This window comes from Fuerstiella sp. (assembly GCA_022447225.1).
Lineage (GTDB): Bacteria > Planctomycetota > Planctomycetia > Planctomycetales > Planctomycetaceae > S139-18.
Window position 1 is genome coordinate 488,403 of the sequence record JAKVAZ010000006.1, and the last position, 25,108, is coordinate 513,510.

Below are 25,108 nucleotides of genomic sequence, written 5' to 3' on the forward strand. Positions count from 1 at the left end.
CTGAACCAGATTCAGCTGCAATCCGGTTCGAGTCAGGCCTGCGGCTGCTGCTCGCCGGACATCACACGATATTCATCCACAAGCCTGGTTGCGCCCGCTGAGATCAAAGACAATTCATCGATGGCTTCAAAGAATCGTGCTCCCCGACTGATCCATTGCCGAGCCGCATCACTGTCAGATGCTGTGGTTCCGAACGCCACATTGTGTTTCCTGCACAGATCATTGATCTCCTGCATGGGTCCGGCTACGTCGGGATGGTCGTAATCGCCAGGCTGACCCATTTCAATCGAAAAATCGCCTGGCCCCACATAAACCATATCAACGCCGGGCGTGCTGACAATCTCTTCCGCGTTCTCATAAGCCCGACGAGTTTCAATGTGAACGACGATTGCAGTTTCTTCGTCCTGTTCAGCCATCCACGTCTTCCAGTCGGGTGGCTGGAGATAGCCACTGCTTCCATAGCCCGGGGCAATCGCCCGCGTCCCGGCAGGTGGAAATTTGACATAGCTTCGAAGTGTCTCAATTTCGGCGCGACTTTCGGTTCTGGGAAGCTGAATGCCGACCACACCGCATTCAAGTAATTTTGCAACTTCGGCTCGTTCCAGTTGCGGTGTCTTGGCAATCACCGGCAGACCGTTGTCCCGAGCACACAAAACAGTGTCCGCCAGTGTCGTTGGATCGAAGAATCCATGCTCGTATTCGATGTAAAGAAAGTCAAAGCCAGCCTGTACATACAGCTTGACCAGTGACGGTCGAGCATATTCGGTGAGTATTCCACCAACCAGCACCCGGTCGCTGCTCAATGCCTGTTTGAGATCACGTCCGGGTTGACGGGTCGGAGAAGTGCTGCGATTTCGCATTGCTCCGGTTTTTGATTTCGCCATCTAAAATTGCTCCGTTCGAGTCTGTCTTCAAAAACCACCACGTAGTATGTCGTATTGTCCGGCGGCTGCCGATCCTCGCCATCTGAAGGCCATTCCGCAACCGATTCAGCGTTTTCTGACATGGATTGAATGACATCCACTGCAGCCTGAGTTGTTCACACAGCCTGAATACAGCGGGATGGCTGCGTTTGTTTTGCCGGCTGCCGATCGTTCACCTGACTGAGTTGCAAGTTACGACAATCTCGCTAAATCAGTCGAACAGGTTGTCGGTTCAGAAGCATGCAGCTTAAATGTTCTGCACTGACCGGTCTAAGAATGTGCCGGCACTTAATACTGTGGTTCAAAATCACTGAACAAACACTGCCCCCACCGTCCTTATACGATTCCGGAAGAAGTTCGAAATGACGAATTCATCCACGAACGAACAAACAGCAGGAGAGCCACCTCGCACATTTTCTGAATACATGCGGTCGTTTGGACCGGGAATCGTCGTCGTGCTGACCTGGCTGGGAGCGGGTGATATCGTCGACATGGGCGTTGCCGGCAGCAACTATGGCTACTCACTGATGTGGGTACTTGTTCTCGCGGTCGTCATGCGATTTCTGTTTGTCTCGTTGATTGCCAAGTACCAGTTGTGTAATCAGCATTCGGAAGGGGTCCTTGATGGCCTCGTTCGATTACATCCATGGTACGCACCGGGGCTCCTGCTGTCTGCTGTGGTAATGGGACACGTCTACGGATCGTACATGACCGTTGGAGTCGGCGAAGCGTGTCGCAACGTCACTGGTCTCGGCGAGGTCTGGCATTGGGCCGTCCTGTGGAATGGCATTGCTGTGGTGTTGATCTTCCAGCCAGCGTACAGCCGCATCGAAAACAGCTTCAAGGTTTTTCTTGCGCTGTTGTCCGTATCGTTCCTGGGAACAGCCATCTGGATTGGGCCCAGTCCTGAAGGCATCGTGCAGGGATTATACCGCATGGAGCTTCCGGATCAGGCCGGCGAATTTAATCCGTGGCTTGTTGCAACCGCAATGATCGGCGCTGTCGGTGGCTCTCTGATGAATCTGGTCTATCCATATTTTCTGGATGCCAAGGGGTGGCGCGGCCCGCAGTTTCGACGCGTCCAGCTTTATGACTTTCTCCTGGCGGTGTTCGTTATGATCCTGCTCAATCTGGCGGTATGGACACTGGGTGCTGAACTGCTCCATCCCAAGGGAGAGACCATCGAAAAAATGGACGATCTGCCGCGACTGTTGAGTAAAATTCTGGGTCCAAACGGGCGTGTACTGTTCTACCTTGGAGTGTTCTCCGCGGTCTATACCTCGCTGGTTGGCCACGCGATGGGCCTCGGTTATCTCGGGACGCACGCCCTGATGAGATGGCAGGGTGCCGAAGGGAACCACACACAGGCGGGCTACCGTGAGCATCCGGTGTATCGCTGGATCGCTCTATGGTGTCTGATTTCACCACTCATCTGGACCGTTCCCGGAATGCCCGGATTCGTCAAGCTGACTCTGGTGGCTAACAGCGCTCAGGTTGTACTGTTGCCTTTAATTGCCGGCGGCTTGTGGTGTATCACAGCCAAGGCTCCGTATATTGGCAGCAAATATAAGAATCGCTGGTGGGAAAACCTCGTGATGGGCGGATTATTTGTTCTCGCGGTCTGGGGCGGATACAAATCAATTGAGTCACTCTTGTCGTCGCTGTGATCGCAGCAGCATCCACTAACCGCAATAACGTTTAACGGCATCATGTGGTGGCCCAGGGAAACCATGCGGCTTTTGTCCGCAACCTCGAAACCGGGGCAGGATTGATTGTTAAGGAGCTGTTAGCGCGACAGACCTTTAGCGAGAAAGGTACTGACGCGGTTTGCCTTCGGGGCCGATCTGCACGGTGTATTCCCTGCCTCCCGGCGCGACACTCGCCTTGATCCACACCCCCTGGCACCCCTGAGTTGGACCGGAATTGGCAATAAAACTTGGCGGTGTTTGTAACCCTGGCTCGAGCTTGACATTGCGATGCAGCTGATAAAGCGTCTCCAGAGATTCGCACTCCCGCAATGTGCGGATCACTCCTTCAGCACCGCCCTTGGTCGGCCCGTTACACATAACAGCTACCCGTGGATCAATGGCCCGAACCAGCACAGGGTTATTGCTCGAAGGCAATCCGTGATGAGTGACCATAAACATATCCACCTGACCAATCGGATTGTTCGGCATCATCAATTTTGCTTCGATGTTCCATGTCAGATCACCACAACAAAGAAATCGAAATTCACCAAACGTCAGCAGGAAACTGAGACTGGCTGCGTTATCAGTCGTGTCCTCCGCCTGCGGCACATGTAGATCTGCATAAGGATTAGGCTTGCCATTATTTGAGATCACTTCACGACTTGCTGTCAGGATTCGAATCCCGTACGGCGTCTTGCCTGATTTCAAAGGCAGGCTGTCACCAGCCTTCAGGGACATTGATGCATTCTGCGACGCAGATCGATAGTTAGCGACCCGAGTCACAAACTGGGCATCCTCCGACAGTACATCCGGGATACCACGATCCCAAAAGTTGTTGATTCTGATTTTGGTCGACAGTGCGGCGTGGTTACCGTAGTGATCAAGATGCCAGTGTGTCACGGCCGCGTGGTCGACTTCGTTCACCCCTGCCACATCACGGACCACGTGCAGAATCCGGTTGAGATCACGGCCATTGTTATCCGGGTAACCCGAATCGATGATCAGCGATTCTCCCGACGGTGACACAAAAAGTGTACAGGCACCGCCCTCGACATCAATAAAGTAGATGTCCAGACGACCATCCGTGTCCGCCCCGGACACAGACGGCATCCACATCACAAGGAACGCCAGCATCGCTGCCGCAACTCCGGAAATTTGAGCGAGTCGAAACGAAAACAGGAAAGTAATCGCAGGCATAGCGGGATTTCATAGAGTGAGAATTAATATCAGTCCACGTACAATGTTAAACAGTGCCGGTTACTGAGCATACCACCGAAATACTGCGAATTCATCCTTTGCTTCAGATGAATTCCATCAATGGCACTGCTAAATAGCCGACTCCTGGTATACCGGACGGCCGGTTAGGAACCTGACCAATCGACTGATCCGTCACAGCGTTGAAATATCACGAAGTTTGCCGTGCGCAGACGAAAACGAACCTGCTCATATCAGCCAGATTGCAGACCGTTAACAAACGGTTATTGTTTTGTGACATCAAGCAGTTTGCCGAATTCACTCCTGACTTCACCCTCGGCCCAATCACTATTCATGCCCCTGAACAATGAGGACTGCGGCCAGTCGAAGAACTCAACAAATGGTGGAGAGACGAGAAGAACACTGATTTTTCAGCAATGAACCATTCATCCACGACAGCAAAACCAAACACCTTTCAGAATCAATTCACAACCGTAACCGCTTCGCGCCGGCCTGCTTTCACATCGACGGCCCCGACATCACCCGACTCTCCGATGAAGAACGCCGGAAGCTTTCCACAAAGCCTCGACACTTCCCCCGGCCGACTGTGGTATCTGTCAAAATTTCTTTGTCTGCAATACGGAAAAACGAGGCCTGCTGCTGACGCTGTAATGATGAGGCTCCGATTCGACAACTGAACGACTCAAACAGGCAGCAGTCCAGGTTTCAGGATCTATGTCCGACTAACCGGTGCGCAAGCCGAACCGGGGCTCTCCATAATATCCGACGGCCGGTAACGGCCACCGTTCCACTGTCTGTAACTCGATCAAAAAGTCCATCGTGAATATCGATTCATCCAGTCAACGCTGCCGTACGGGCTGAACAGTTGGAATCGGGATTCAGTCGAAGGCTCTCTGAAAAAACTGGGCTCCCATCCCACCATCGACCACAAGAGTGCTTCCTGTAATCCAGGTCGATTCGTTTGAAATCAGGAACCGCACAGCTTGGGCAATGTCCAGTGGCGTCCCTCTCCGACGCAACGGATGACTCACTCGCGTGATTCGATCAATTCTCTCCGGATCAGATTCCTGAGCCAGAAAATTCTCCCACAGGGGTGTGTCAATGTATCCCGGACAGATGGCGTTGACGCGCACCTGATCGGGTGCATTTTCGACTGCCAGTGAACGGGTGAGTGAGACCATGCCTCCTTTGCTGGCATCATACGCAGCGGCACCGGCAAAACCGAAACTGGCATGAACAGAGGCTATGTTCACGATGGACCCTCCCTGCCTGCGCAGCGCCGGCAGACACGCTCGGCTGCATAAAAACGTTCCACCCAGATTGACGTCGATCACCCGCTTCCAGTTTTCCTGGCTAAAGGACGTCGTGGGACCTTCAAGATCGATCCCCGCATTGTTGACCAGAGAATCGACGCGGCCAAACGCCTCCAGTGTCTGTGCGACCATTGCAGCAACACAAACCTCGTCGGCAACATCTGTCTTGATGAATATCGATTGCCCCCCGGATTCCAGAATTTCATTGTCCGCAGCCATTCCTTTTTCGGGATCGACTTCAGCCACCACCACACTGGCCCCCTCCCGGGCGGCCAGCAGTGCGGTCTCTTTCCCAATCCCCGAACCTGCCCCCGTCACAATCACAACATGGCCACTCAGTGTACTCATTGCGCATCCTCGTATGTTTCAACAGACAGCAACTGTCGGGGTACAACGGTACGGTGGTGTTGTGCGAACATCGCCTGATCGCACCGCAACGACCGCGTGGTATAACGAGCGTTGAGCGCTCTGGACACTGTGTTCCTGTAAATTTCCTGCGTCGAATATTTGACACGGAAGGTTTGTATCAACAGGCGAGCCCGTCAACAGTTTCAGCCTGACTTCATTCCCGGTTCTCCGTCACGGTTCGGATTGCCGCCGAACGTGTTCGTACAAAATCACTCCACGCTCATCCCGAAAACGGAAGCGAAGTGACGTCTGTTCATCAGCGGCGTCCGGTGAACATTCGATCTCAAGAAATCCACCCGAAGCCACCGTCTGTGTATACGGCTGCCTGATTAAACCGTTGGGATCCGTTGATTCCGGATCTCCGGGCTGACGACCGAGTCGTGAGTTGGCGTCCACGAGCGCCCCGCAGGAGAATTCTTCAATTCCTGTCGGGTGCACCGAATGATACTGCCAGTGTCGGTCTCCGCACACCAGAAAAAAATCTTCGGCAACCCCTGTCTCACTCAGCCACCGGAAAAATTCATCACGCTCATGGCGAAATCCTCCGACGTTGGTGTGATTGTCCGTCTTGCGTTTGTCGTCCGGGCCAATCATGGGCGTAGGTGAAACCAGCAGTTTGAATGTAGCATCGCTGTCTAACAGAGTCTTTTTCAGCCAGGATTTTTGTTCGACCCCCCAAATCGTTTTTCCGGGACCATCCGCGATGCTGTTGGGACTTCGATGCAGTCGATTTTCCGGAAACCAAACCTGAAGATCTTTGCTGACCCGGTGAGTGCGATACGTTTTCAGGCTGTCGTCACCCGAGGGACCATACGGCAACTGCTCCAGCATCACACGATGCCCCAGTTCCGGTGACGGATCATAGTCACCACTGTTATCACAGTCGTCGAGACGATAATCATGATCGTCGATCATCCAGTACGTCGGCACCACTGCAAATAATTGATGATACCGGGCCTGCACAAACTGTTCATGCCATTTTTGGCGCATCTCCGTCAACGACTGCGCACGAAATTTTCCTGACGGAAAGTCGTAATAGATGTTGTCACCGGTTCCCACAAAGAAAAGGGGATTCAGACGACGGATGGTGTCCAGTGACGGGTAACCAAGATGCCTGTCGGGACCAGCGTATTCCACCGGCAGTCCTGGACTCACCTGAACAGGCCGACTAAGACGGCTCGGATCGTCCCCGTGGAATTCACGGTGATTCATCCCGGTGACAACCACAAAATTCAGGGACTGTGATCGACCGACTCCGTACAACGTGCGAAATGAAGCTTGCGGTCCAGGATACAGTTCATTCCTGACCGTTCCGATTCGCGTTTTGCACACATAATCGACACCCGGTCGCAATCCGTTAAACCAGGTCCTCGCAATGAAGTCCTGTTCATCGGACGTGTTGATCATCCGTGTAACAACATCAGCACTGTCTGCAGAACATAGAGAAAACTCAACAATTCCCGCAAGCCCCGGCAAATCACCGTCCAGCAAATGATCTGAATGCGTGAGGCGGACCTGGACAACCGCTGATGACGAAGTGACTTCACCAACCATAATCCCCTGACCGGCATGAATCAGCGGTTTCTCAAAACCTTCTCTCACCGTGCCGTCATGAGCTATTAACGGCTGTGCCGCCTGGACCCGGCCGAGCGGACGACAACCTGCCCCCGTCCCTGCCTGCCCCAGATCGCTGTCTGTCGCCTCAGCGATTTTTCGCAGCCGTGTAACGATATCGCGGTGCATCAAGGCAACGTTTGTTGATTCCGAGATGTCATCATCCAGATTGTAGAGTTCTTCCGATTCCAGGTGCAGCTTCCAGGGCCCGTTCCGCAATGCCTTCAGACTGAGACCTCGGTAATAGAAAAAAGTTTCATGCGGAGGCTGAGCATTCTCATGCCCGGCAAGAACGGGCATGATATCCCGACCGTCGATTTTGCGGTCGGCAGGTAGATTTCCGCCTGCCAGACTGACCAGTGTGGGAAGGATGTCCATGGTTCCTGTGACCTCACCCACAACACTGCCGGGGGAGATCTGTCCTGGCCACCATGCAATCGCAGGGACTCGAACACCACCTTCAAACGTGGTGCCCTTACCGCCACGTAGCGGGAAATTGACTGCTCCGTGGCGCAGATGGCCACCATTGTCAGATGTAAAGAGGACCAGTGTGCTATCGGATAATCCAAGCTGTCGAATTGTTTCCAGAACCTGTCCCACGCTCCAGTCGACTTCTTCGACCCAGTCACCAAACAGCCCGTGCTGTGATTTTCCCTGGAACCGTTTGCCGGGATAGAGCGGAAAATGTACGGCTGAATGCGGGAAGTAGAGAAAGAAGGGCTCGTCGCGGTGATTCCAGAGAAATGACACAGCTTCCTGGGTGTACCGTTCAACGATCGCGTGCTGGTCATCAGGAAGAACGCTCTGCAGTACCGTTTCATTGCGCAACAGCGGAAGCGGCGGCTGCGCACCACGGGAATTTCTGTCCGCTGACGGCAGGGGCTGTCCGGCATTGCTCCTGGCACCATCTGTCGCCGGTCCCATATCGTTTGAATAAGGAAGTCCGTAGAAGTAGTCAAACCCCTGTCGAGTCGGCAGAAATTCCGGCTGGTCACCCAAATGCCATTTGCCAATGATTCCGGTTGCATATCCCCGATCTTTGAGCAGTTCAGCGATGGTGATCTCACCCGCAGCAAGCCCCGTATCCTCACCGGGAAACAACACGTTTGGAATACTCAATACTCGTTTCGGATAACATCCGGTCATCAGTGAGGCACGAGACGGCGAACAAACGGGAGCGGCATAAAAACACGTCAGCCGGCAACCTTCCATTGCCAGACGATCAAGGTTCGGGGTCCGGTTAACAGTGTTTCCAAATGGCCCGATATCACCGTAACCAAGATCGTCAATGCTGATGACAATAAAATTCGGACGTTCAGAGTCAGCTGCAGAGTGATCGTGACAGTACGACAAAGCCAGTGCTGCAGTTACAACGGACATCATCTTCATTCGCTGCATCAGACGACTTTCAAACGTGAACCAGGGTGGAACTCATGAGCCTACCGTACATGCCCTCCGGCCCCCCTGTCCAATACTCGAAGTATCCTCTTACCCGGTTCCCAGGCCCCGGTCCAGCGCATCAAGTTCGCGATGGTAAGCATCCATCGTGCCGGCCAGCATTTTGGCACTGATTTTCCAGACCGGATTGTCTTCCGTGGAAGCGTTACAGTGGTCCGTCAACAGCCTGAACAGAAAACGAAACAGGTGACGAGGAACCCGCAACTGTCCGAACCTCTCAATGAGCTGATCCTCAGTGACGTCATCTGCAAAGAGACTGCTAATCGAAACACTCTTATCCGCTGAATCGTGCAGGCAGGCCCGCAGCCGATTCGTTGCCATGTCGTAAAGTGATTCTCCGGTCCATTCGAGACTGTTGATCAGGTTCTGCTTGTCCAGTCGTGACCGTTCATAAAACTCCCGCTTCTCGCGGTTGAGATAGTAGACCACATCCTTCGGCAACAACATTTTGAACCCGATACCTGGATGCTTCAGGAATTTGTTGTCGAACATGGACCACAGAAAATCCCGCATACGCTCGGGCGAACCGTTGATCAAATGAGGTTCATCCACTCGATCAACGATCACAACCATACTGGTGAAACCAAGCGGCTTCAGGATACGCTGTAGCCGTGACATCAGTTCGTAACGGTCATCACTGCGATCACGTGAGGGCATGGGTTGACCATCAATCTCACGTGCGTAAAAGGCACCAAGAATCCGACGAAGTGTGGACGTACCGTGCTCCAGAATTCGAACCTGCGATGCAATCCCTCGGGACCTCCACCACAACTGCAACCATCTTCGAACCCAGGGAATCCATCCGGCGGCGACAATCACCCGAATCCACCACGCCTGAAGGGCCCCCAATGTACTCAGGCCTTCCGTGGGGAAGTTTCGCAGCGCGAACCCAAGCGTCAGAATAGTCACTGCAGTACCAAGCCAAAGGCGCCAGCCGGTCCCCGGTGTCAAAAAACCGAGCCGCCATTTGATGCGTTTCCAGCGACGGAAATGGGACAGGTCAGATGACCGATCGTAGAAAGCCGCCAACATCAAAAGATCACGCTTCCGCAGTCTCGGCAGTTCTTTCATCCGCCTGAAAGTAAGATCAGGATCGTCGTGATGTTCGTCCGCGACAACGTTGCACAGTCGCCGAGTCGACAGTGTCAGCAGGGCGTCCATGTGATCCCACAAACGCCATTCCTGCAAACAATTCTCGGGCTGCCGCCTGCGACCGCGCAGGCGATCTCGAAAGACGTCCAAAAACGGATTGAGGTCGTCATAACTGATCACAAACGCGCGTTCATCACAATGCTTCGCATTCCAATCGGCGACTGCATTGAGCAGCTGAATTCGAAGAGCTGTCTTACCGGCCCCTTTTTCGCCGAAGACGACCGCAGTTCCTGGATTACTGCAATCGCCCAGAATTTTGTCCCACGCGGGATGATAGATCGTGTCAGCACAATGCTGCTGAAAGATATGGTCAGCCTGGGCATCTTCCTGACTAAACGGATTGATCCCGATCCCGTAGTGCTCAAGAAACTGACTGGTTTTCATCGGAAATCAATCTGCGTGTTTGACCGGTGGAAAAACCACCAACTAGGCAACACAACAAACATACATCATGTGGGCCACATACGAATCCCTGGTCACATAAGAAGCATAAAGACCCTAAATAAAGAAGCCTCAGTATCAGTCAGCAAGGGACCGTTCAATTACGGAAACGGTATCTGACCTGAGACCGTGTCAGGCACAATGCTTGGAAAAAGACTATCTACAGGTGTCGAAACACGGATTGCATAGACGATAAGGAAGATAATGGTTGCCGGATTTGCAGGATTTACACAATCGGTAAAGCCAGTTGACATACTGATTTAGCTTCTGGCCAGCCTCGTTTGCTCATATTGACAGGTTTTCAAGATTGCCATAATCTCAAGTGAGCTGTCGAGTTGTGGCAGTTTTTCAGCGAATGGAGTCGCTTAATGCCCGCCCAGGAAAACAAATTCGATGCATCCGGGCCCGTTCCGTTCATCGACCTTGTTGCACAGTATCAGACAATTCGCAGTGACGTCCGTGAGGCCGTGGATCAGGTCTTCGAAACCCAGTCTTTTGTGCTCGGTGATGAGGTTTCTGCTCTTGAGTCACAGATTGCTGACTATTGTGATGCTCGACACGCTGTCGGATGCGCCTCAGGCACAGATGCACTGATCCTTTCTCTGCTCGCGGTCGGAGTAGAACCCGGTGATGAAGTTATTACCAGCACATTCACGTTCTTTGCCACAGCGAGTGCAATTCACAGACTTGGTGCGCGGCCCGTCTTCGTCGACATCGAACCAAACAGCTTCAATTTGTGCCCTGAGCAGGTTGAAAAAGCACTGACGAATAAAACTCGAGCCATCATTCCGGTTCACCTGTTTGGCCAGTGCGCCGAAATGGAGCCTCTGTGGCGACTCTCAGCCCGATATAAAATTCCCGTGGTTGAAGATGCCTGTCAGGCGATCGGCGCTCAGTACAGAGGTCGAAAAGCGGGTGTACTGGGAACGGTAGGCTGTTTCAGTTTCTTCCCTACCAAGAACCTCGGTGGTGCCGGTGACGGTGGAATGATTGTCACTGATGATTCCGACATCGCCAGTCGGCTTAGACGACTGCGTGTCCACGGTGACGTGGGTGGATACAACCACGTCGAGGTCGGTTTCAACAGTCGCCTCGACGCGCTTCAGGCTGCGGTTCTCCGAATCAAACTGGGCAAACTGGATCGCTGGTCGGAAGCGCGGAGAAGCAACGCAAAACTGTATCATGAGCTGTTCCGTGAACTCAATCTACGTTCCGCAGTAGAAGCTCCGCCGACCCTGCCGGACCGTCGACACATCTACAATCAGTTTACGATTCGGGTTCGCGGTGGTCGGCGTGACGAAGTGATGACTTCTCTTAGAAAAGCCGGTATCGGGTGTGCAGTTTATTATCCAATTCCTCTGCATCTGCAGACATGCTTTGAATATCTGGGATACGGAGAGGGTGATTTTCCGGAAGCCGAACGCGCATGCCAGGAAGTCCTGTCGCTGCCGATCTATGCGGAAATCTCAGATGAGCATCAACATCGCGTAGTGGCGGGTCTGACCGAAGCTGTTCGGTCTGGTTCCACAATTACGTTCCCGGATTCGTCGGATGCGGATCGTCGGGCTGCCTGATTGCAGACATCGATGCTCGACTGAATAACCCGGTCACCGCAATCAGTCGCCAAACAGCGCCAGTGAAGTTTCAGGATCGTACAGTGCGACAGGTGTGAGACAATCCCGACACAGAGTCAACGGTTGTCTTCAGATCCGGACCGTTCCCGACCAAAAGTCTGTATGTAATGCACGGACTGTCCGTGACATCATCTCACGCACCGTACCTGCAGTGATCAACGGGAACGTCGCAGGTGAATTTGCCAACAGGGCACATGGACACCTGCCATTAGAAACAGATGTTATTGAGGTTTCGGCCGACCTTCGTCATCTGATGTTAGTCGTTGATCGCGACTGAAATGGCTTTGGTTTCCAGGTAGACGTCCATACCTTCAATCGCGTTTTCACGACCGATACCGGATTCCTTTAAACCACCAAACGGCGACTGAGGGGTAGCCGGCACTGTATCGTTGATTCCGATCGTTCCAAACTCCAGTCCTTCAGCCATTTTGAATGCGGCCGAAAGATCATTGGTCAGAACATAAGCTGCCAGCCCGAAGACCGTATCATTAGCCTTCGCGATGACTTCATCAATGTCCCTGTAGTCCATGATCGGCATCACCGGAGCAAACGGCTCATCCGTCATGATCGACATATCAGGTGTGATATTTGTCATCACCGTTGGTTCATAGAAGTAGCCGCAATCAAAGCGATTACTTCGCCCACCACCGGTCACACACTGAGCCCCCTTACTGGTGGCATCCTTCACGATGGAATCCGCTTTGTCCATCGCGCGGTCCTCGAACATTGGACCGATGTGCACATCAGGGTCCAGACCGTTGCCCAGCACCAGTTTTTTGGTTTCTTCCACGCAGGCTTCCAGATAGTCCTGTTCGATATCCCGGTGTGCGTAGAAACGTGTAGGGCAAATACAGACCTGACCGTTGTTGCGAAATTTTCCGATCACCGACGCTTTGGCAACTGTTTCAACATCAACATCCGGAAAGACGATCACAGGAGCGTGACCACCTAACTCCAGACTCAGTCGTTTCATCTGTCCTGCGCTGTTGCGCACCAGTTCTTTACCGACCTCTGTAGAGCCGGTAAATGAGATTTTTCGACAGATGCGGTTGCCCATGAATTCGTTCATCAACTCGGCGGGCGGACCCATCAACAGGTTGACCGCTCCGTCAGGAAGGTCAGCCTGCTCCATCAACTCGAACTGTCGAAGCAGCGACAGCGGTGTCTGACTTGCCGGACGTGAAACCGTGGTACAGCCCACAGCCAGTGCCGGAGCCAGTTTGCGTGCCTGCAGCACCAGCGGAAAATTCCAGGGAGAAACCGCTGCACACACGCCCACAGGATGCCGCGCGGTGAACAATCGCTTGTTGTTGACACTGGCCGGAATCGTCCGACCGTAGGCCCGCTTGGCTTCTTCAGCAAACCACTCAAAGGTAGCCGCCGAAGCCATGGTTTCGCCTCTGGATTCGGCCAGAGGTTTTCCCTGTTCCATCGTGAGTGCCGTGGCCAGATAATCCACATTGTCCCGCATCAGATCAGCAATTTTTTTTAATTTGACAGCTCGCTCATAAACGTTGGTGTTTTGCCAGACGGGGAGCGCTCGTTGTGCCGCCTCCAGAGCACGGCGAGCATCGGAGCCGGTCCCGTAAGCTACAGTTGCAATTCCTTCCTCCGTGGCGGGATTGATTACTTCCAGGGTGGCCCCCTTCTCTCCATCAACCCATGCACCATCGATGTAAAGCTGTGCGTGCTTCATTTCCAGCGATTCCGCCTGTCCCGCAACCATTTCTTTCTCTCCTCCTGTTGATCAGCCTTTTCACCTGAATCGTCGGGCAGTCGGAATTCCACGTCGCAGCAGGGAAATTCTGATCCGGCAGCAGACAAAAATCTAATCAGGTACACAAGTCATGAACTCGGTAACCTACACTGAAAACATTTGACAATCTATCGGAGCAAACGTGGTCCTGTCCTGAGAATGCAGGAAATCGAGCATCACTCACCGGAAGCCGGAATTTGGCTGTGCTCTTTTGTTTCAACTTAAGCCGGAAACCAGCTTTGCGATCGCTCGTGCCGTCGTCGACAGAGGCAGTTCCCCAAGTCGCGTTTCCGGCTGCCACTGCAGCCCCGTGGTTCGATCAGCCGAACCGCGGACCCGAGTCGCCATCACACAAATTAGTCGGATTCGAAAGCGGGTCACCGTATGCCGAATCCGGGTCACCAGATAAGGGTCGAAAATCTGAAGACCGGTGTGCTCTCGTGCAGCCTTCGCAGCAAACGAAGCAGACTCTGAGGCAAAAAGCGTCGCACCACCGGCAGCATCCGGCCCTGGCAGCAACATCAGTTGATCACCCTGCTCAACCGATACGGAAAACCGGGCAAAATCCCACAGCCCCGCCCAGCGTTCTCCGTCTGAATACTGCCGCATCAGAATCCTGGAGCCTCGACGCAGCACGAGGGCAACCTCGGTAACATCCGTTATTTGTTTCTTAGGCGGCGTTCGCGGCAGTTCGTGCTGACGTCCTGCCTGATAACTGCAGCACTGTTTCTGCAGCGGACACTGAGAGCAGGATGGATCCTCAGAAGTACAGATCGTCGAGCCAACGTCCATTGCCGCCTGATTAAACGATGATGAAGAACGTGGGGCGACAATCCAGTCAGCAAACTTCCACAACATCCGTCCGGCGGAAGACGAACGAGGGTTCTCGTCCAGTTCGATCAAACGCGAATAGACTCTAATCGTGTTGGCTTCCAGAATTCCAACACCTCGTCCATACGCCAGTGAGGCAACCGCTCGTGCGGTATACGGACCAATGCCCGGTAACTTCAACAGACTATCGACATCGTCCGGAAGCTGACCTGCATATTCATCAACAATGATCCTCGCAGCTTTGTGCAGGTTTCGGGCCCGCGAATAATAGCCAAGTCCCTCCCACTGGCGCAGTACGTCGGCTTCCTGTGCTCCGGCCAGATGCTGAACCGTTGGAAACTGTTCGCAAAACCGCTCAAAATACGGCGTCACCGCCGCAATAGTGGTCTGCTGCAGCATGATTTCACTGATCCAGATGCAATACGAATCGGCGGACTTCCGCCACGGAAGTGATCGCCCGTTCAAGCGATACCATGCCAGCAGTCGACGGCGAACCGTCTGTCGCCATTTGTGATCAAGATCGTTTGGAAATGCGGCCATGAAAGCATCCTGAAATCCGGCCTGACTGAGATCTTCATCAATCTGACGTTGATGACAACGACAGCGAAACACAATTCGCCCGAGCATCAGACCGACACACCCGACATGCGGCACAGGCAGGTGAGTCACTGATGTACGCGTCCGGAAACTCCTTCGCGAACAAACTCAGCCTGTGTCCCTGTGGATTTTATAAACCTGTCCCGGCTACGACTCAGCTTCGGCCAGTGCACAGGCGAACTCAAGTCGTGTTGACACTTTGCCATCGACCAAAATTCGTCCCTTAAGGAAATACACATCGGCCAGGCGTTCTGTAATTTCCACTTCGATGCACAAGGTGTCGCCAGGACGAATAAGCTTTCGGTACTGTGTCCGGTCCTGGCGGGTGACAACGGGAACCTGGCCGGCACCGGGAGTGACGAGCCCGGAAATCAGTACGGCAGCCGCCTGAAAACAGGCTTCACACTGAAGAACACCGGGAAACACCGGGAATTCCGGATAGTGCCCCGCGAATACAGGCAGATCAGGCGAAAGAAATCGCCGCGCAACAATACGAGTTTCACTCAGTTCCAGTACGTCATCGAGCCACAAAAACGGGGCCCGATGAGGAATCCGTTTTTGAATCTCGCTGGAATCCATGCAGGGAATTGTCACCTTACAACTCAATCTTTAGTTCTTCGATCTTGCGGTACAGACTCGACAGCCCCAGTCTCAACCTCTTGGCAGCTTCCTTCTTGTCGGGACACTGCTTGAGTACACGTGTGATGTGCAGTCGTTCATAGTGACGCAGGGCGGACCGAAGGTCATCGGTGTCCGGCAGACTTGTACCGGCGCCCAGCAGGTCCGGAGGCAAGTCACTTGGTTGAATTTCATCGGTTTCACACATCATGACAGCACGTTCAATCGCGTTATCAAGCTGACGAATATTTCCTTTCCAGTGAGCCGCCATTAAGGTGCGAATGGCATCACTGGTAGCACCCGTGACACGTTTTCTCATGGTTTCACAGTGCTTGGCCGTAAAGTACTCAACCAGCTCGGGAATATCGTCGAGACGTTCGCGCAGCGGCGGAATCCGTATCTTCACCCCATCCAGCCGGTAAAACAGGTCTTCCTGAAACTGCCCTTCGGAAACTTCTTTCATGAGATCCCGTGACGTTGCAGCAATAATCCTGGCATGTACCGAAATCGGTTCTGATGCACCACTCGGCATCACTTCCTGGTACTCGATCGATCGCAGCAGTTCAGTTTGTGTGCCAAGAGGTAATTGAGCAATCTCATCCAGAAAGACCGTACCTTCACCCGCCGTCTGAAACAGACCAGGTTGTCCGTCACTGACACCAAACAACTGAGTTTCCAGTTGTTCAACCGGTCGGATTCCACAGTTCACCGATACGAATTTTGCATCCGTGTTCGGACCCGCGTTATGAATTTCACGGGCAAACAGTTCTTTACCTGTTCCCGTTTCACCTACCAACAATACATTCGAATTTGTTGCGGCGACTTTGCGAATCGTCTTAAGCAGGTCCTGCAGGACCTTGCTGCTGCCGGTGAGTTGATCGAATCCCTCGGAACGATCCAGGTCTTTGCGCAACTTCTGATTCTCGCGATACAGTTCCTGAAACTTGAACAATCGTTCCAGCCGCCGCGCCAGTTCGTCGAAATTAACAGGCTTAACCAGATAGTCGAATGCACCGGCCGTAAACGCTTCCACAGCGTTTTCGACTGTCGCATACGCAGAAATAATCAGCACAAACATTGCCGAATTGATGCGATGCAGACGTCGCAGCAGCTGGACCCCGTCACCGTCCGGCAGCTGCACATCACAGACGGCCACATCGAAATCCTGTTCGCGCACAAGCCTGAGCGCTTCTTCAACCGTTCCTGCCGTTTCAACGCCAAAGCCTTCACCGGAGATAAACTCAGCCAGAGTTTCCCGAATGATTTCTTCGTCTTCGACAATCAAAATCGATTTTTGCTGCAATGCCGGTTTCGACACCTGACTTCACCTTATTCAGACACAGACAAAACTGAGACACGGCCTGCCCACCGATCCAGCACTGAAACAACTGCTGCCCCACGGATCAACACCGACAAGCGTTATCGCAAATCGAAAACAGGTTCCTGGCTGTGCACCGACAAACACTCCCTTGGCATGATTACAGCGTCCATTCACTGATGCAATCGGATGTCGGGACGAAAAGCCAGCCCGACCAGGAAATGTCGGTTCGAGAGCAGGAAAAACGGCCGTTCCGAGTTCACTGAACCAATACGGACGGTGTACCGGCAATCCTAAGGTCAGGCAACCGGTGGATTCTGATCGACCGTCCACCCGTTGAGCCCCAGGAACTCATCCTTCCAGTGATACTGTTCCAGCAGCCCACCAACATCCCGGCGCATCAGCCGATGTGCCACGTAGACAGCTTCAATCGTCGCCAGACCTTCTGCCGGGTCTTGGTACAGCTGAGACACGCGAGGATACGCAGTGGCTACGGTGGGAAGGGATCGGACAGGCAACTCAGAGTAGAAGGGTTCCATACGTGCGACGAGCTTCCAGGTGCCATCCAGCACCAGTAAACCGCTGTCGGAGTCCGATTCCGACAGTTCCTGACCGCCGATCCCGAGACGAATATAACGGTCGAGAGAAATGGGAGCTTTGTTCGGAAATCGTACAAACAGGAAGTCATTCCGGCCGCGAAGTGGCTCCACGGTACACTTCGAGCGCCTCTCCCGCGGATGAACGACCATCACAGTGGGCAATCGACTGATTTGAGAAATATCCTGCTCAGCCATTGCGAATCTTCTTAATTTCTTCCTGAAGCTCAGCAATCTGAGCTTCCATTCGCGGAATATCTTCCGGATCGTCGGGCTGCTGCCGAGCAGCATTCAACAACTGCTGAACTCGCTGAATCTTGTTCTTTGCAGCCTCAATCTGCTTCTTTTGCTTCTTGTTCAGAGCCATTCAGCGTATCCAGTGTAGGTTTCCGGAGCTTCATTGAACTGAAGGTTCACAGCCCACGTGGCGGGAAGTCTCAACTTTGAGTGTCCCAATCGAGTCAACGCGGAGAACCAGGAAAGTGACAACGACTCCCCTGCCGCAACTCACGGCCGGCCGCTCCGGCAAAACTGTTCATTGACACGTTCCACCGGCCGAATGCGAAGTATTTTAAATTGTACCGGGGACCGTCGGAAATGCGATCATGAATGACGACACAGAAAACCTGTTGAATTTGATCGAAAGCGCAGTCCGCGGAGTGAACCTCCGGCGAGCTGTACTGAGCCGGCCGACCCGACGCAGTCCGACAATCGCAAGCCGTGTGGAAATCCGACCGGTCTTCTTAAAGGAAAAGCAGTTCTATCAGTGGTCGGAACAAAGAGGTTCACAGGCATTCCACGAAAACCACGATCCTCAGTCCACCCTGACTGCGCTGCGAACTGCGATCGGAAGGAATTATCGCCACATTCATTTAGCAATCGATGATCGGCAGTGGTCGGCCCGCTTCAGCCGTCGAGGAAAATGTCGCCTGATCCCTGAGAAACATGTAACCCCTCCGTCAAACACTGAGATCGGTACCGGTCATAACCGAGAGCGGCAATACCTCATACCGGAGGGGCATCCCGTACCTTTTCTGATTGAGACGGGCATCATGACGCCGGCTGGAAAGATTCGGGCCAGACATTTTCACAAATTTCGGCAGATCAATCGCTATGTTGAGTTCATTGCCGATGTCATCGACCGGCTTCCACATGAAGAAGTGATTCACATCGTGGATTTTGGATGCGGAAAAAGCTATCTGACGTTTGCGACCCACTATTATCTCACACAGATCGCACAGCGCCAGGTGGCGATAACCGGACTGGACCGCCGAGACGATGTTGTGCAGACCTGCGGAAGGATCGTCGAATCACTGGGACTGTTGGGAATTCACTTTGAGCAGGGTGACATCGCCACGTTCAGTCCCGCAGACCACGTCCATCTTGCAGTCTCACTACACGCATGTGACACTGCGACCGACGATGCAATCGCCCAGGCGGTACAATGGGAGACAGATGTCATTCTGTCGGTGCCCTGTTGCCAGCACGAACTGAATGCCGCTGTTCAGACGGGTCAGATTCCGTTGTTCTCCCGTCACGGCATCCTGCAGGAACGTTTTTGTGCCCTGACAACCGACGCTGTTCGAGCCGCACTGCTGGAACGGGTCGGATATCAGACTCAGGTCCTCGAATTCATCAACATGGAACACACCGCAAAAAACCTGCTGATTCGAGCCGTCCGACGGAACTCAAACATCGAAAGTCCACAGATGGAACAGATCACCAAAGAACTGAAGCAAATCCGCAGTATATTCGGGATTCCTGATCTTCAGCTTCAACAAAGGTTCCAGGAAACCGAAATGCTACAATCACCTGCTGAGCTTTTATGAAATAACTCACCAGATTTTTCCTGAGTTTTATTCTGCCGGCGAATCTACACATGCCGCGTCTGCTGATCACCGTCTGTACGTACAATGAACTGGAGAACATTCGCCAGCTGATTCCGGATTTGCGCGCAGTAGCTCCGACCGCAGATATTCTTGTCATCGACGATAATTCTCCGGATGGAACCTCGGATGCCGTCAAAGATCTCAGCATGACCGATCCGCATGTTCTCCTCCTGACACGATCCGGCAAACTTGGACTTGGTACAGCCGTGCTGGCCGGATTCCGTTACGGAATCCGGCATGACTACGATTTACTAATTAATCTGGATGCAGATTTCAGTCATGATCCCAAATATATCCCTGACCTGCTGGACAGCATTCAGAACTGCGATGTCGCGATTGGATCAAGATACGTTGATGGTGGCGGCGCAGTTCAGTGGAACTGGTATCGCCGATTAATCAGCCGCAGTATCAACCTGTACGCCCGCCTGCTGCTGGGACTCAAAACTCTGGACAACAGCGGCAGTTACCGCTGCTACCGAGTCACAAAACTGGCCGAAATCGACTGGAACCGGGTAATTTCAACAGGCTATGTCTTTCTGGAAGAGGTGCTTTACCGGTGTCGCGTGGTGGGTTGCACTTTTGATGAAGTCCCCATCATGTTCGAAGACCGCCGCCACGGAGTCACAAAAATCAACTGGCGGGAAGCCGTCGGTGCTCTGACAGGAATCCTTCGTCTTGCGGGGCACCGCATCCGACGCCTCCCCGTTCGACGAACAGAAACTACAGCGACATCGTGATGGACGCGTCAACCGTTTCCTGACTCAAAGACGTGCGGTTCTGTGGCCACCCGCACTGACAATCATCCTTTTTCAGGTAGTCACGTGCCTGCCGCGGTGGGGATTCCCCCTGAATCGACACAGGAGTGCAATCCCTGGGGCGCGGCAGGCGTCGGCAACGCCCCACAGCAACATCGCGCTGTTTTTGAATCTTGTCTCCTGCGGGCAGCGTAATCTGAGACGAACCATTGCATTTTGGCTGACTGAAATCTGTTTCGGTCTGCTTTTCAGAGATCTGATCAGTCACTGTCAGGATTTTGGCACGGAACACCTACCGGTGTGGCGATTCAAACCGACAAAATCGACCAGGAACGGAAACACCCCGGAATCATGATCACGCGGTACCTCTACAAGAACAGCTCGCCGGTTCATGGACGGCAGCGGAAAACCGATTGTCCTGCGTTGTCTGTTGTGTGTAACGCCGGAGACCATTGCCGTACATTGTTACGATTGTCGGCTGGTCGCCGTTTCAGACTCGTGCCGGAGCAATGGGAAAAAGATGACATCGCGGATACTGCGACTGTCGGTCAGCAACATGACCAAACGATCGATGCCGATACCCAGACCACCGGCCGGAGGCATTCCGACTTTCAGTGCTTTCACGAAGTCATGGTCCATTTTTGCCATAGACTCTTCTTCCGAAAGTCCTTCAAGCTGGGTCCGAAACAGTTCCTCCTGCAGCATCGGGTCATTGAGTTCGGTATACGCATTCGCCAGTTCCATTCCTTTGACAAATAACTCAAATCGTTCGGCGATGTTCGGGTCGTCCCGTTTTCGTTTTGTTAGCGGGCAAATCGAGGCGGGGTAGTCGATCACAAAAACCGGTCCGTCCAGGTGTTCTTCCACCGTCTCTTCAAAGACATCGTTGATAAGCACATCCAGGTGCTTGCCGTCCGTGTCAATGCCCAGCGACCTGGCTTTCGTCTCCACTGCAGCAGAATCCTGCATGTCGCAGCCCGCGTATTCCGCAAACAGTTCGGCATAGGGACGCCGGGACCACGGAGGCGTGAAGTCGATTTTCTCATCCCCCCAGGGAATCACAGGAGATCCACAGACGGACTGGGCAGCGTCCACCACAATCTGTTCCGTCAGATCCATCATGCTGCGGTAGTCACCATAGGCCTGGTAGATTTCGATCATAGTGAACTCAGGATTATGGGTCGCATCGACCCCTTCGTTCCGAAACACCCGACCGATCTCGAATACTCGCTCGATTCCTCCCACCATCAGTCGTTTCAGATGCAGTTCCAGGGCAATCCTCAAATAGAGTTCCATGTCGAGAGTATTATGATGCGTCACGAATGGCCGCGCGGCGGCTCCGCCGGCAATCGAGTGCAGAACAGGTGTCTCCACTTCGTGAAAATTTCCGGCACGCAGCGTTTGTCGTACCGAATCGATGATGGCAGATCGACTGAGCATACGTTCCAGGACACCGTCATTATAAATCAGGTCGAGATAACGCTGTCTCAGAAGCGTTTCCACATCCTTGACAGCGTGAAATTTCTCAGGGGGCTGGGACAGCGACTTGCACAAAACGGTCAGGTGTGAAACCTTGACCGATGGCTCCCCGGAATCGGTTCGCCACGTGACACCGTCGATGCCAATCAGGTCACCGAGGTCAAGTGCCCCCATCAGAGCCCACTGATCTTCACTGAGCTCACCCCGTGAAAACAGCAGCTGAATACGACCGGTTTGGTCCTTAACATCATAGAACCTCAACTTGCCGGCTTTACGCCGCAGCATAACCCGGCCTGCCAGACGCACCTGAATTCCCTCATCACCGGACTGATCAGGAACAGCGTCCCGTACCTCATTAATGGGCCGGTGACTATCGAACCGCCGGCCCCAGGGATCCTGCCCAAGTGACTCAATTTTTTCGAGTTTTTCCAGACGAGCTCTCTCAAAGCGATCGACCATGATCGTGTACCCTGCTCTGCCACTGCGAATTTAACTGATTGCGTTGATCGTCTTACCGATCCGAAGAACCAGAGGCAAGGCAGCTGCCAGGCGACACTGTTAATATCCACCGATCCAACGGGTCACTGAGCCTGTTATCACACAGGATGCCCCGTTGAGCTGTTTTGCGGGTTCTGTGCTTCTGCCACAACGGCCGTTACTCATTCACTGACCAGGGCCGCCAACTCAGAAATGTTTAGGGGTTCGAATAACCCGGCACCCGTTCGTATTACTGCCAGGCGCATAGAAAAAGCCGGGCTGGTTCCTCCCGGCTTCTGTAGACACTGCCCGTCACTGAACCTGCCAGTTCAATCGACCAGCGGAGAGACAACCTCATTCGTTTCCGGTTGCTGTAATGCATCGCCGAAGTCGCACAATTCCTCACGAACAATATTTGTGCTTCGTGGCGCCTCGACGCCAACGCGAACCGAATTCGGACCAACCCGAACGACCGTTAGCGCCACGTCGTCTCCGATAAGAATCCGCTCTCCTACTTTTCGTGAAAGTACCAACATTGCGATTCACCATTTCCTTCCGTTTCGGACTTCCTTGTACCGATCGAAATCACCAGCCAATTATCCGGTGTCCCGAATCACCCCACTCGCAGCCGCCACCCAATCGCACTGACATCAACCTGACTGCGACATCAGAACGATAGCAGTGCCGGCAAACCCTGCCAACCCCAATTTCCACGCAACCCGAACAGTTCATGCTTAAAATACAGGCATCCCGCCGGTGCTTAAAAAATGTGCAGTCCGAACAATGCCATTTCGGCAGCCCTAAACTTGTGTTTTTTAAGTTCAGATGTTCTTCTGCAACTCCTGATGCGACCTTGGCGATTTAGCGATCATCCAATAAAGATTCGAAACCGGCCGTGTACGACAACGGCCAGGAAAGACTGTTTTTCCCGTGGGGCGCTCCTTGTCGGGACAGCTTCAGGTGAAAACGTCGATCATTGACACCGTTTGTAAATTAAGACCATCAGGGAAAAATCAGCAATGCTTCGCGTGGGAATCGTCGGAATCGGCTTCATGGGGTATACCCATTTCGAGGGAATTCGTGACCTGAAAGAAGTAAATGTTTCCGCGATCTGCACTCGCAGTAAAAGTAAACTCGACGGAGACTGGACCGGAATTCAGGGTAACTTCGGGCCACCTGGTGGACAGGTCGATGTCTCCCTACTGGCTCGCTACACGGACTACAACGATTTGATAGCAGACCCCAATGTCGATCTGATTGACGTTTGCCTGCCCACCGAAAAACATAAAGAGGTCGTCCTGGCGGCAATCGCCGCCGGTAAACCGGTCCTGGTAGAAAAACCTATTGCCGTAAACCTTGACGATGCACGTGAGATGGTCGAAGCGGCATCAGCAGCAAATGTTCCGCTGTTCGTCGCACATGTGCTCCCTTTTATGCCGGAATTTCATTATGCAGCACAATCAATCCGTTTTGAAACACACGGAAAGCTGATTGGAGGCCATTTGAAGCGAGTGATCTGCCCCCCGGACTGGTCTGACGATATGGCGGACTTCAGGAATCTGGGTGGCTGGGGCATTGACCTGCACATTCACGACAATCATTTCATTACCTACGCCTGTGGGCGCCCACATTCGGTGTACTCGCGAGGTCTGCTGGAAGACGGGCTGGTCAATCATGTTCACACGTCTTACGCATGGAAAGATAGCGGTCCGGCTTTAACATGTCTCAGCGGTGGAATTGCTGCCACCGGACTACAGTTCAGCCACGGATTTGAATTCTATTTTCAAAACGGCACTCTGTTGTTTGAGGCCGGTACCCTGGCTGGTGAATGGACCGTAGACCGTCCGCTTTCACTCCTGAATAACGATGGCACAATTACTCATCCCGAACTCAATACCGGTGACAACTGGTGTGCAGCTTTCACCGAAGAGTTGCGAACGGTGGCTGCGGCACTGGCAACCGGTAAATCGGCAGGTCCGCTGGACGCCCGCAAGGCTCTGGATGCCCTGGAAATCTGTTATGCGGAAACGCGTAGCATCGAATCCGGAACGGTAGTGGTGGTTTGAAAAGTCGCTCTACCGTAAGAAACCGGCGGTGAAGTCTGCAAGAGCCGCCAAAGTCCGACAGACTCACGACCGCAATGTGCGTCAGTAATCCATCACCCGAAGAATTCGGTCAACAAGGTCCGCAACATCCGATCGAGGCCAAACTTCCTGTTGAATTTCCACGGGCACATCGGAAATCACCGCACGAATGGCTGTATCGGTCGCTGCATAGGGTGGTTCATTCAATTCGGGACGCCAGACTTCCAGCTTTAATCCATCCGCGTGCAGATCGCCTTCGATCAGCATCAGATCACTGCCGTAAAACATTCGGTCCAGTCGATCGTAACCGTCTGTCGAAGATTTCCCCCGCTCCGACGGCATAAACGCCGCAATCATATGCGGTGAAAGAATACCAACAGAAACAGCACCGGCTTCCCGATGTTTCCACGAGTCTTTTCCCGGCGTATCAAGCTCGTGATGGTGATGTGTGTGCTTGATTGTGGCCACCCGAATCCCTCGACCAGCCAGATTTCGTACCAGATCGCAGATCAGTGATGTCTTACCCGCATTACGACGCCCAACAATGTGCAGACGGGGTGGCTGTGATTGACAGACGTTCACAGGTTCGATGAGCTCGCAGCAGGAAAGAAGAAATTGGAAGACCAGCCCTCCATTGATGATGAGGATACCGTGTCATTCGGCGGAATCTACTCCCATGACTGTGCGCAGCCCTTTTGAATGAGGTTCACCACAAGTGCCCCCAAGTCATGTCATTCGCCTTTTTATATATTGCGCTCCTAAAGCAGTTTTCAGCGGTAGTCTCAGCAGCGGTCAGTAACAATTGGCCGGGCGGCATAGACAACCTGCCAGCTGTGGATCAGCATGGTGGACCTGTACCCTG

20 protein-coding genes are annotated in these 25,108 nt (G+C 53.2%); 5 read left to right on the top strand and 15 right to left on the bottom strand.

Going from position 1 to position 25,108, the window contains the following annotated elements:
- Nucleotides 1-32: 32 nt before the first annotated feature.
- Nucleotides 33-884: an aldolase/citrate lyase family protein gene (locus MK110_06395; protein MCH2210913.1), complete on the bottom strand. Its 852-nt coding sequence runs from the start codon at nucleotides 882-884 to the stop codon at nucleotides 33-35.
- A gap of 401 nt (nucleotides 885-1,285) precedes the next feature.
- Here MK110_06395 and MK110_06400 point away from each other — a divergent pair, with 401 nt between their 5' ends.
- A complete protein-coding gene (locus MK110_06400) occupies nucleotides 1,286-2,590 on the top strand; it encodes an Nramp family divalent metal transporter (GenBank protein MCH2210914.1) in 1,305 nt (434 codons plus the stop codon).
- Nucleotides 2,591-2,725: 135 nt separating this feature from the next.
- Here MK110_06400 and MK110_06405 read toward each other — a convergent pair whose 3' ends face one another.
- From MK110_06405 to MK110_06420, 4 genes are all read right to left on the bottom strand, one after another.
- The gene (locus MK110_06405) at nucleotides 2,726-3,808 is read right to left on the bottom strand and encodes an MBL fold metallo-hydrolase (protein ID MCH2210915.1); all 1,083 of its coding nucleotides are present in this window, start codon (nucleotides 3,806-3,808) and stop codon (nucleotides 2,726-2,728) included.
- An 896-nt stretch (nucleotides 3,809-4,704) separates the two neighbouring features.
- Nucleotides 4,705-5,487, bottom strand: a complete 783-nt coding sequence (locus MK110_06410; protein ID MCH2210916.1) for an SDR family oxidoreductase — start codon at nucleotides 5,485-5,487, stop codon at nucleotides 4,705-4,707.
- Nucleotides 5,488-5,718: 231 nt separating this feature from the next.
- Nucleotides 5,719-8,559: a sulfatase-like hydrolase/transferase gene (locus tag MK110_06415; protein ID MCH2210917.1), complete on the bottom strand. Its 2,841-nt coding sequence runs from the start codon at nucleotides 8,557-8,559 to the stop codon at nucleotides 5,719-5,721.
- Between the two features lie 90 nt (nucleotides 8,560-8,649).
- Complete coding sequence (locus MK110_06420) at nucleotides 8,650-10,155, bottom strand: hypothetical protein (GenBank protein MCH2210918.1); 1,506 nt, start codon at nucleotides 10,153-10,155, stop codon at nucleotides 8,650-8,652.
- Between the two features lie 425 nt (nucleotides 10,156-10,580).
- Here MK110_06420 and MK110_06425 point away from each other — a divergent pair, with 425 nt between their 5' ends.
- Nucleotides 10,581-11,786: a DegT/DnrJ/EryC1/StrS family aminotransferase gene (locus MK110_06425; GenBank protein ID MCH2210919.1), complete on the top strand. Its 1,206-nt coding sequence runs from the start codon at nucleotides 10,581-10,583 to the stop codon at nucleotides 11,784-11,786.
- A 316-nt stretch (nucleotides 11,787-12,102) separates the two neighbouring features.
- On the opposite strand, the gene MK110_06430 is transcribed toward MK110_06425, so the two are convergent.
- From MK110_06430 to MK110_06455, 6 genes are all read right to left on the bottom strand, one after another.
- Entirely contained in the window at nucleotides 12,103-13,572 is a 1,470-nt protein-coding gene (locus MK110_06430) for an NAD-dependent succinate-semialdehyde dehydrogenase (protein ID MCH2210920.1), read from the bottom strand.
- A 246-nt stretch (nucleotides 13,573-13,818) separates the two neighbouring features.
- On the bottom strand, nucleotides 13,819-15,102 hold the full coding sequence (gene mutY / locus MK110_06435) for an A/G-specific adenine glycosylase (protein MCH2210921.1): 1,284 nt from the start codon (nucleotides 15,100-15,102) through the stop codon (nucleotides 13,819-13,821).
- A 75-nt stretch (nucleotides 15,103-15,177) separates the two neighbouring features.
- Nucleotides 15,178-15,624: a beta-hydroxyacyl-ACP dehydratase gene (locus tag MK110_06440; GenBank protein MCH2210922.1), complete on the bottom strand. Its 447-nt coding sequence runs from the start codon at nucleotides 15,622-15,624 to the stop codon at nucleotides 15,178-15,180.
- A 1-nt stretch (nucleotide 15,625) separates the two neighbouring features.
- Complete coding sequence (locus MK110_06445; GenBank protein ID MCH2210923.1) at nucleotides 15,626-16,966, bottom strand: sigma-54 dependent transcriptional regulator; 1,341 nt, start codon at nucleotides 16,964-16,966, stop codon at nucleotides 15,626-15,628.
- 299 nt (nucleotides 16,967-17,265) lie between these two features.
- Entirely contained in the window at nucleotides 17,266-17,760 is a 495-nt protein-coding gene (locus tag MK110_06450; protein MCH2210924.1) for a hypothetical protein, read from the bottom strand.
- Nucleotides 17,753-17,929, bottom strand: coding sequence for a hypothetical protein (locus MK110_06455; protein ID MCH2210925.1), 177 nt, complete (start codon nucleotides 17,927-17,929; stop codon nucleotides 17,753-17,755). The genes MK110_06450 and MK110_06455 overlap by 8 nt, the downstream gene beginning before the upstream one ends.
- A 238-nt stretch (nucleotides 17,930-18,167) precedes the next feature.
- On the opposite strand from MK110_06455, the gene MK110_06460 reads away from it, so the two are divergent.
- Both MK110_06460 and MK110_06465 read left to right on the top strand, forming a co-directional pair.
- Complete coding sequence (locus MK110_06460; GenBank protein ID MCH2210926.1) at nucleotides 18,168-19,391, top strand: SAM-dependent methyltransferase; 1,224 nt, start codon at nucleotides 18,168-18,170, stop codon at nucleotides 19,389-19,391.
- Nucleotides 19,392-19,441: 50 nt separating this feature from the next.
- A complete protein-coding gene (locus tag MK110_06465; protein MCH2210927.1) occupies nucleotides 19,442-20,188 on the top strand; it encodes a polyprenol monophosphomannose synthase in 747 nt (248 codons plus the stop codon).
- Here MK110_06465 and MK110_06470 read toward each other — a convergent pair.
- The 3 genes from MK110_06470 to MK110_06480 all read right to left on the bottom strand — a co-directional run bounded on the left by MK110_06470 (nucleotide 20,172) and on the right by MK110_06480 (nucleotide 22,698).
- On the bottom strand, nucleotides 20,172-20,474 hold the full coding sequence (locus MK110_06470; protein MCH2210928.1) for a hypothetical protein: 303 nt from the start codon (nucleotides 20,472-20,474) through the stop codon (nucleotides 20,172-20,174). The genes MK110_06465 and MK110_06470 overlap by 17 nt on opposite strands.
- 197 nt (nucleotides 20,475-20,671) lie before the next feature.
- The gene (lysS, locus tag MK110_06475) at nucleotides 20,672-22,144 is read right to left on the bottom strand and encodes a lysine--tRNA ligase (GenBank protein MCH2210929.1); all 1,473 of its coding nucleotides are present in this window, start codon (nucleotides 22,142-22,144) and stop codon (nucleotides 20,672-20,674) included.
- A 347-nt stretch (nucleotides 22,145-22,491) separates the two neighbouring features.
- Nucleotides 22,492-22,698, bottom strand: coding sequence for a carbon storage regulator (locus MK110_06480; GenBank protein ID MCH2210930.1), 207 nt, complete (start codon nucleotides 22,696-22,698; stop codon nucleotides 22,492-22,494).
- A 483-nt stretch (nucleotides 22,699-23,181) separates the two neighbouring features.
- On the opposite strand from MK110_06480, the gene MK110_06485 reads away from it, so the two are divergent.
- Entirely contained in the window at nucleotides 23,182-24,228 is a 1,047-nt protein-coding gene (locus MK110_06485; protein MCH2210931.1) for a Gfo/Idh/MocA family oxidoreductase, read from the top strand.
- An 81-nt stretch (nucleotides 24,229-24,309) separates the two neighbouring features.
- Here the strand turns inward: MK110_06485 and mobB are convergent, their stop codons facing one another.
- Nucleotides 24,310-24,828, bottom strand: coding sequence for a molybdopterin-guanine dinucleotide biosynthesis protein B (mobB, locus tag MK110_06490; protein MCH2210932.1), 519 nt, complete (start codon nucleotides 24,826-24,828; stop codon nucleotides 24,310-24,312).
- Nucleotides 24,829-25,108 lie beyond the last annotated feature (280 nt).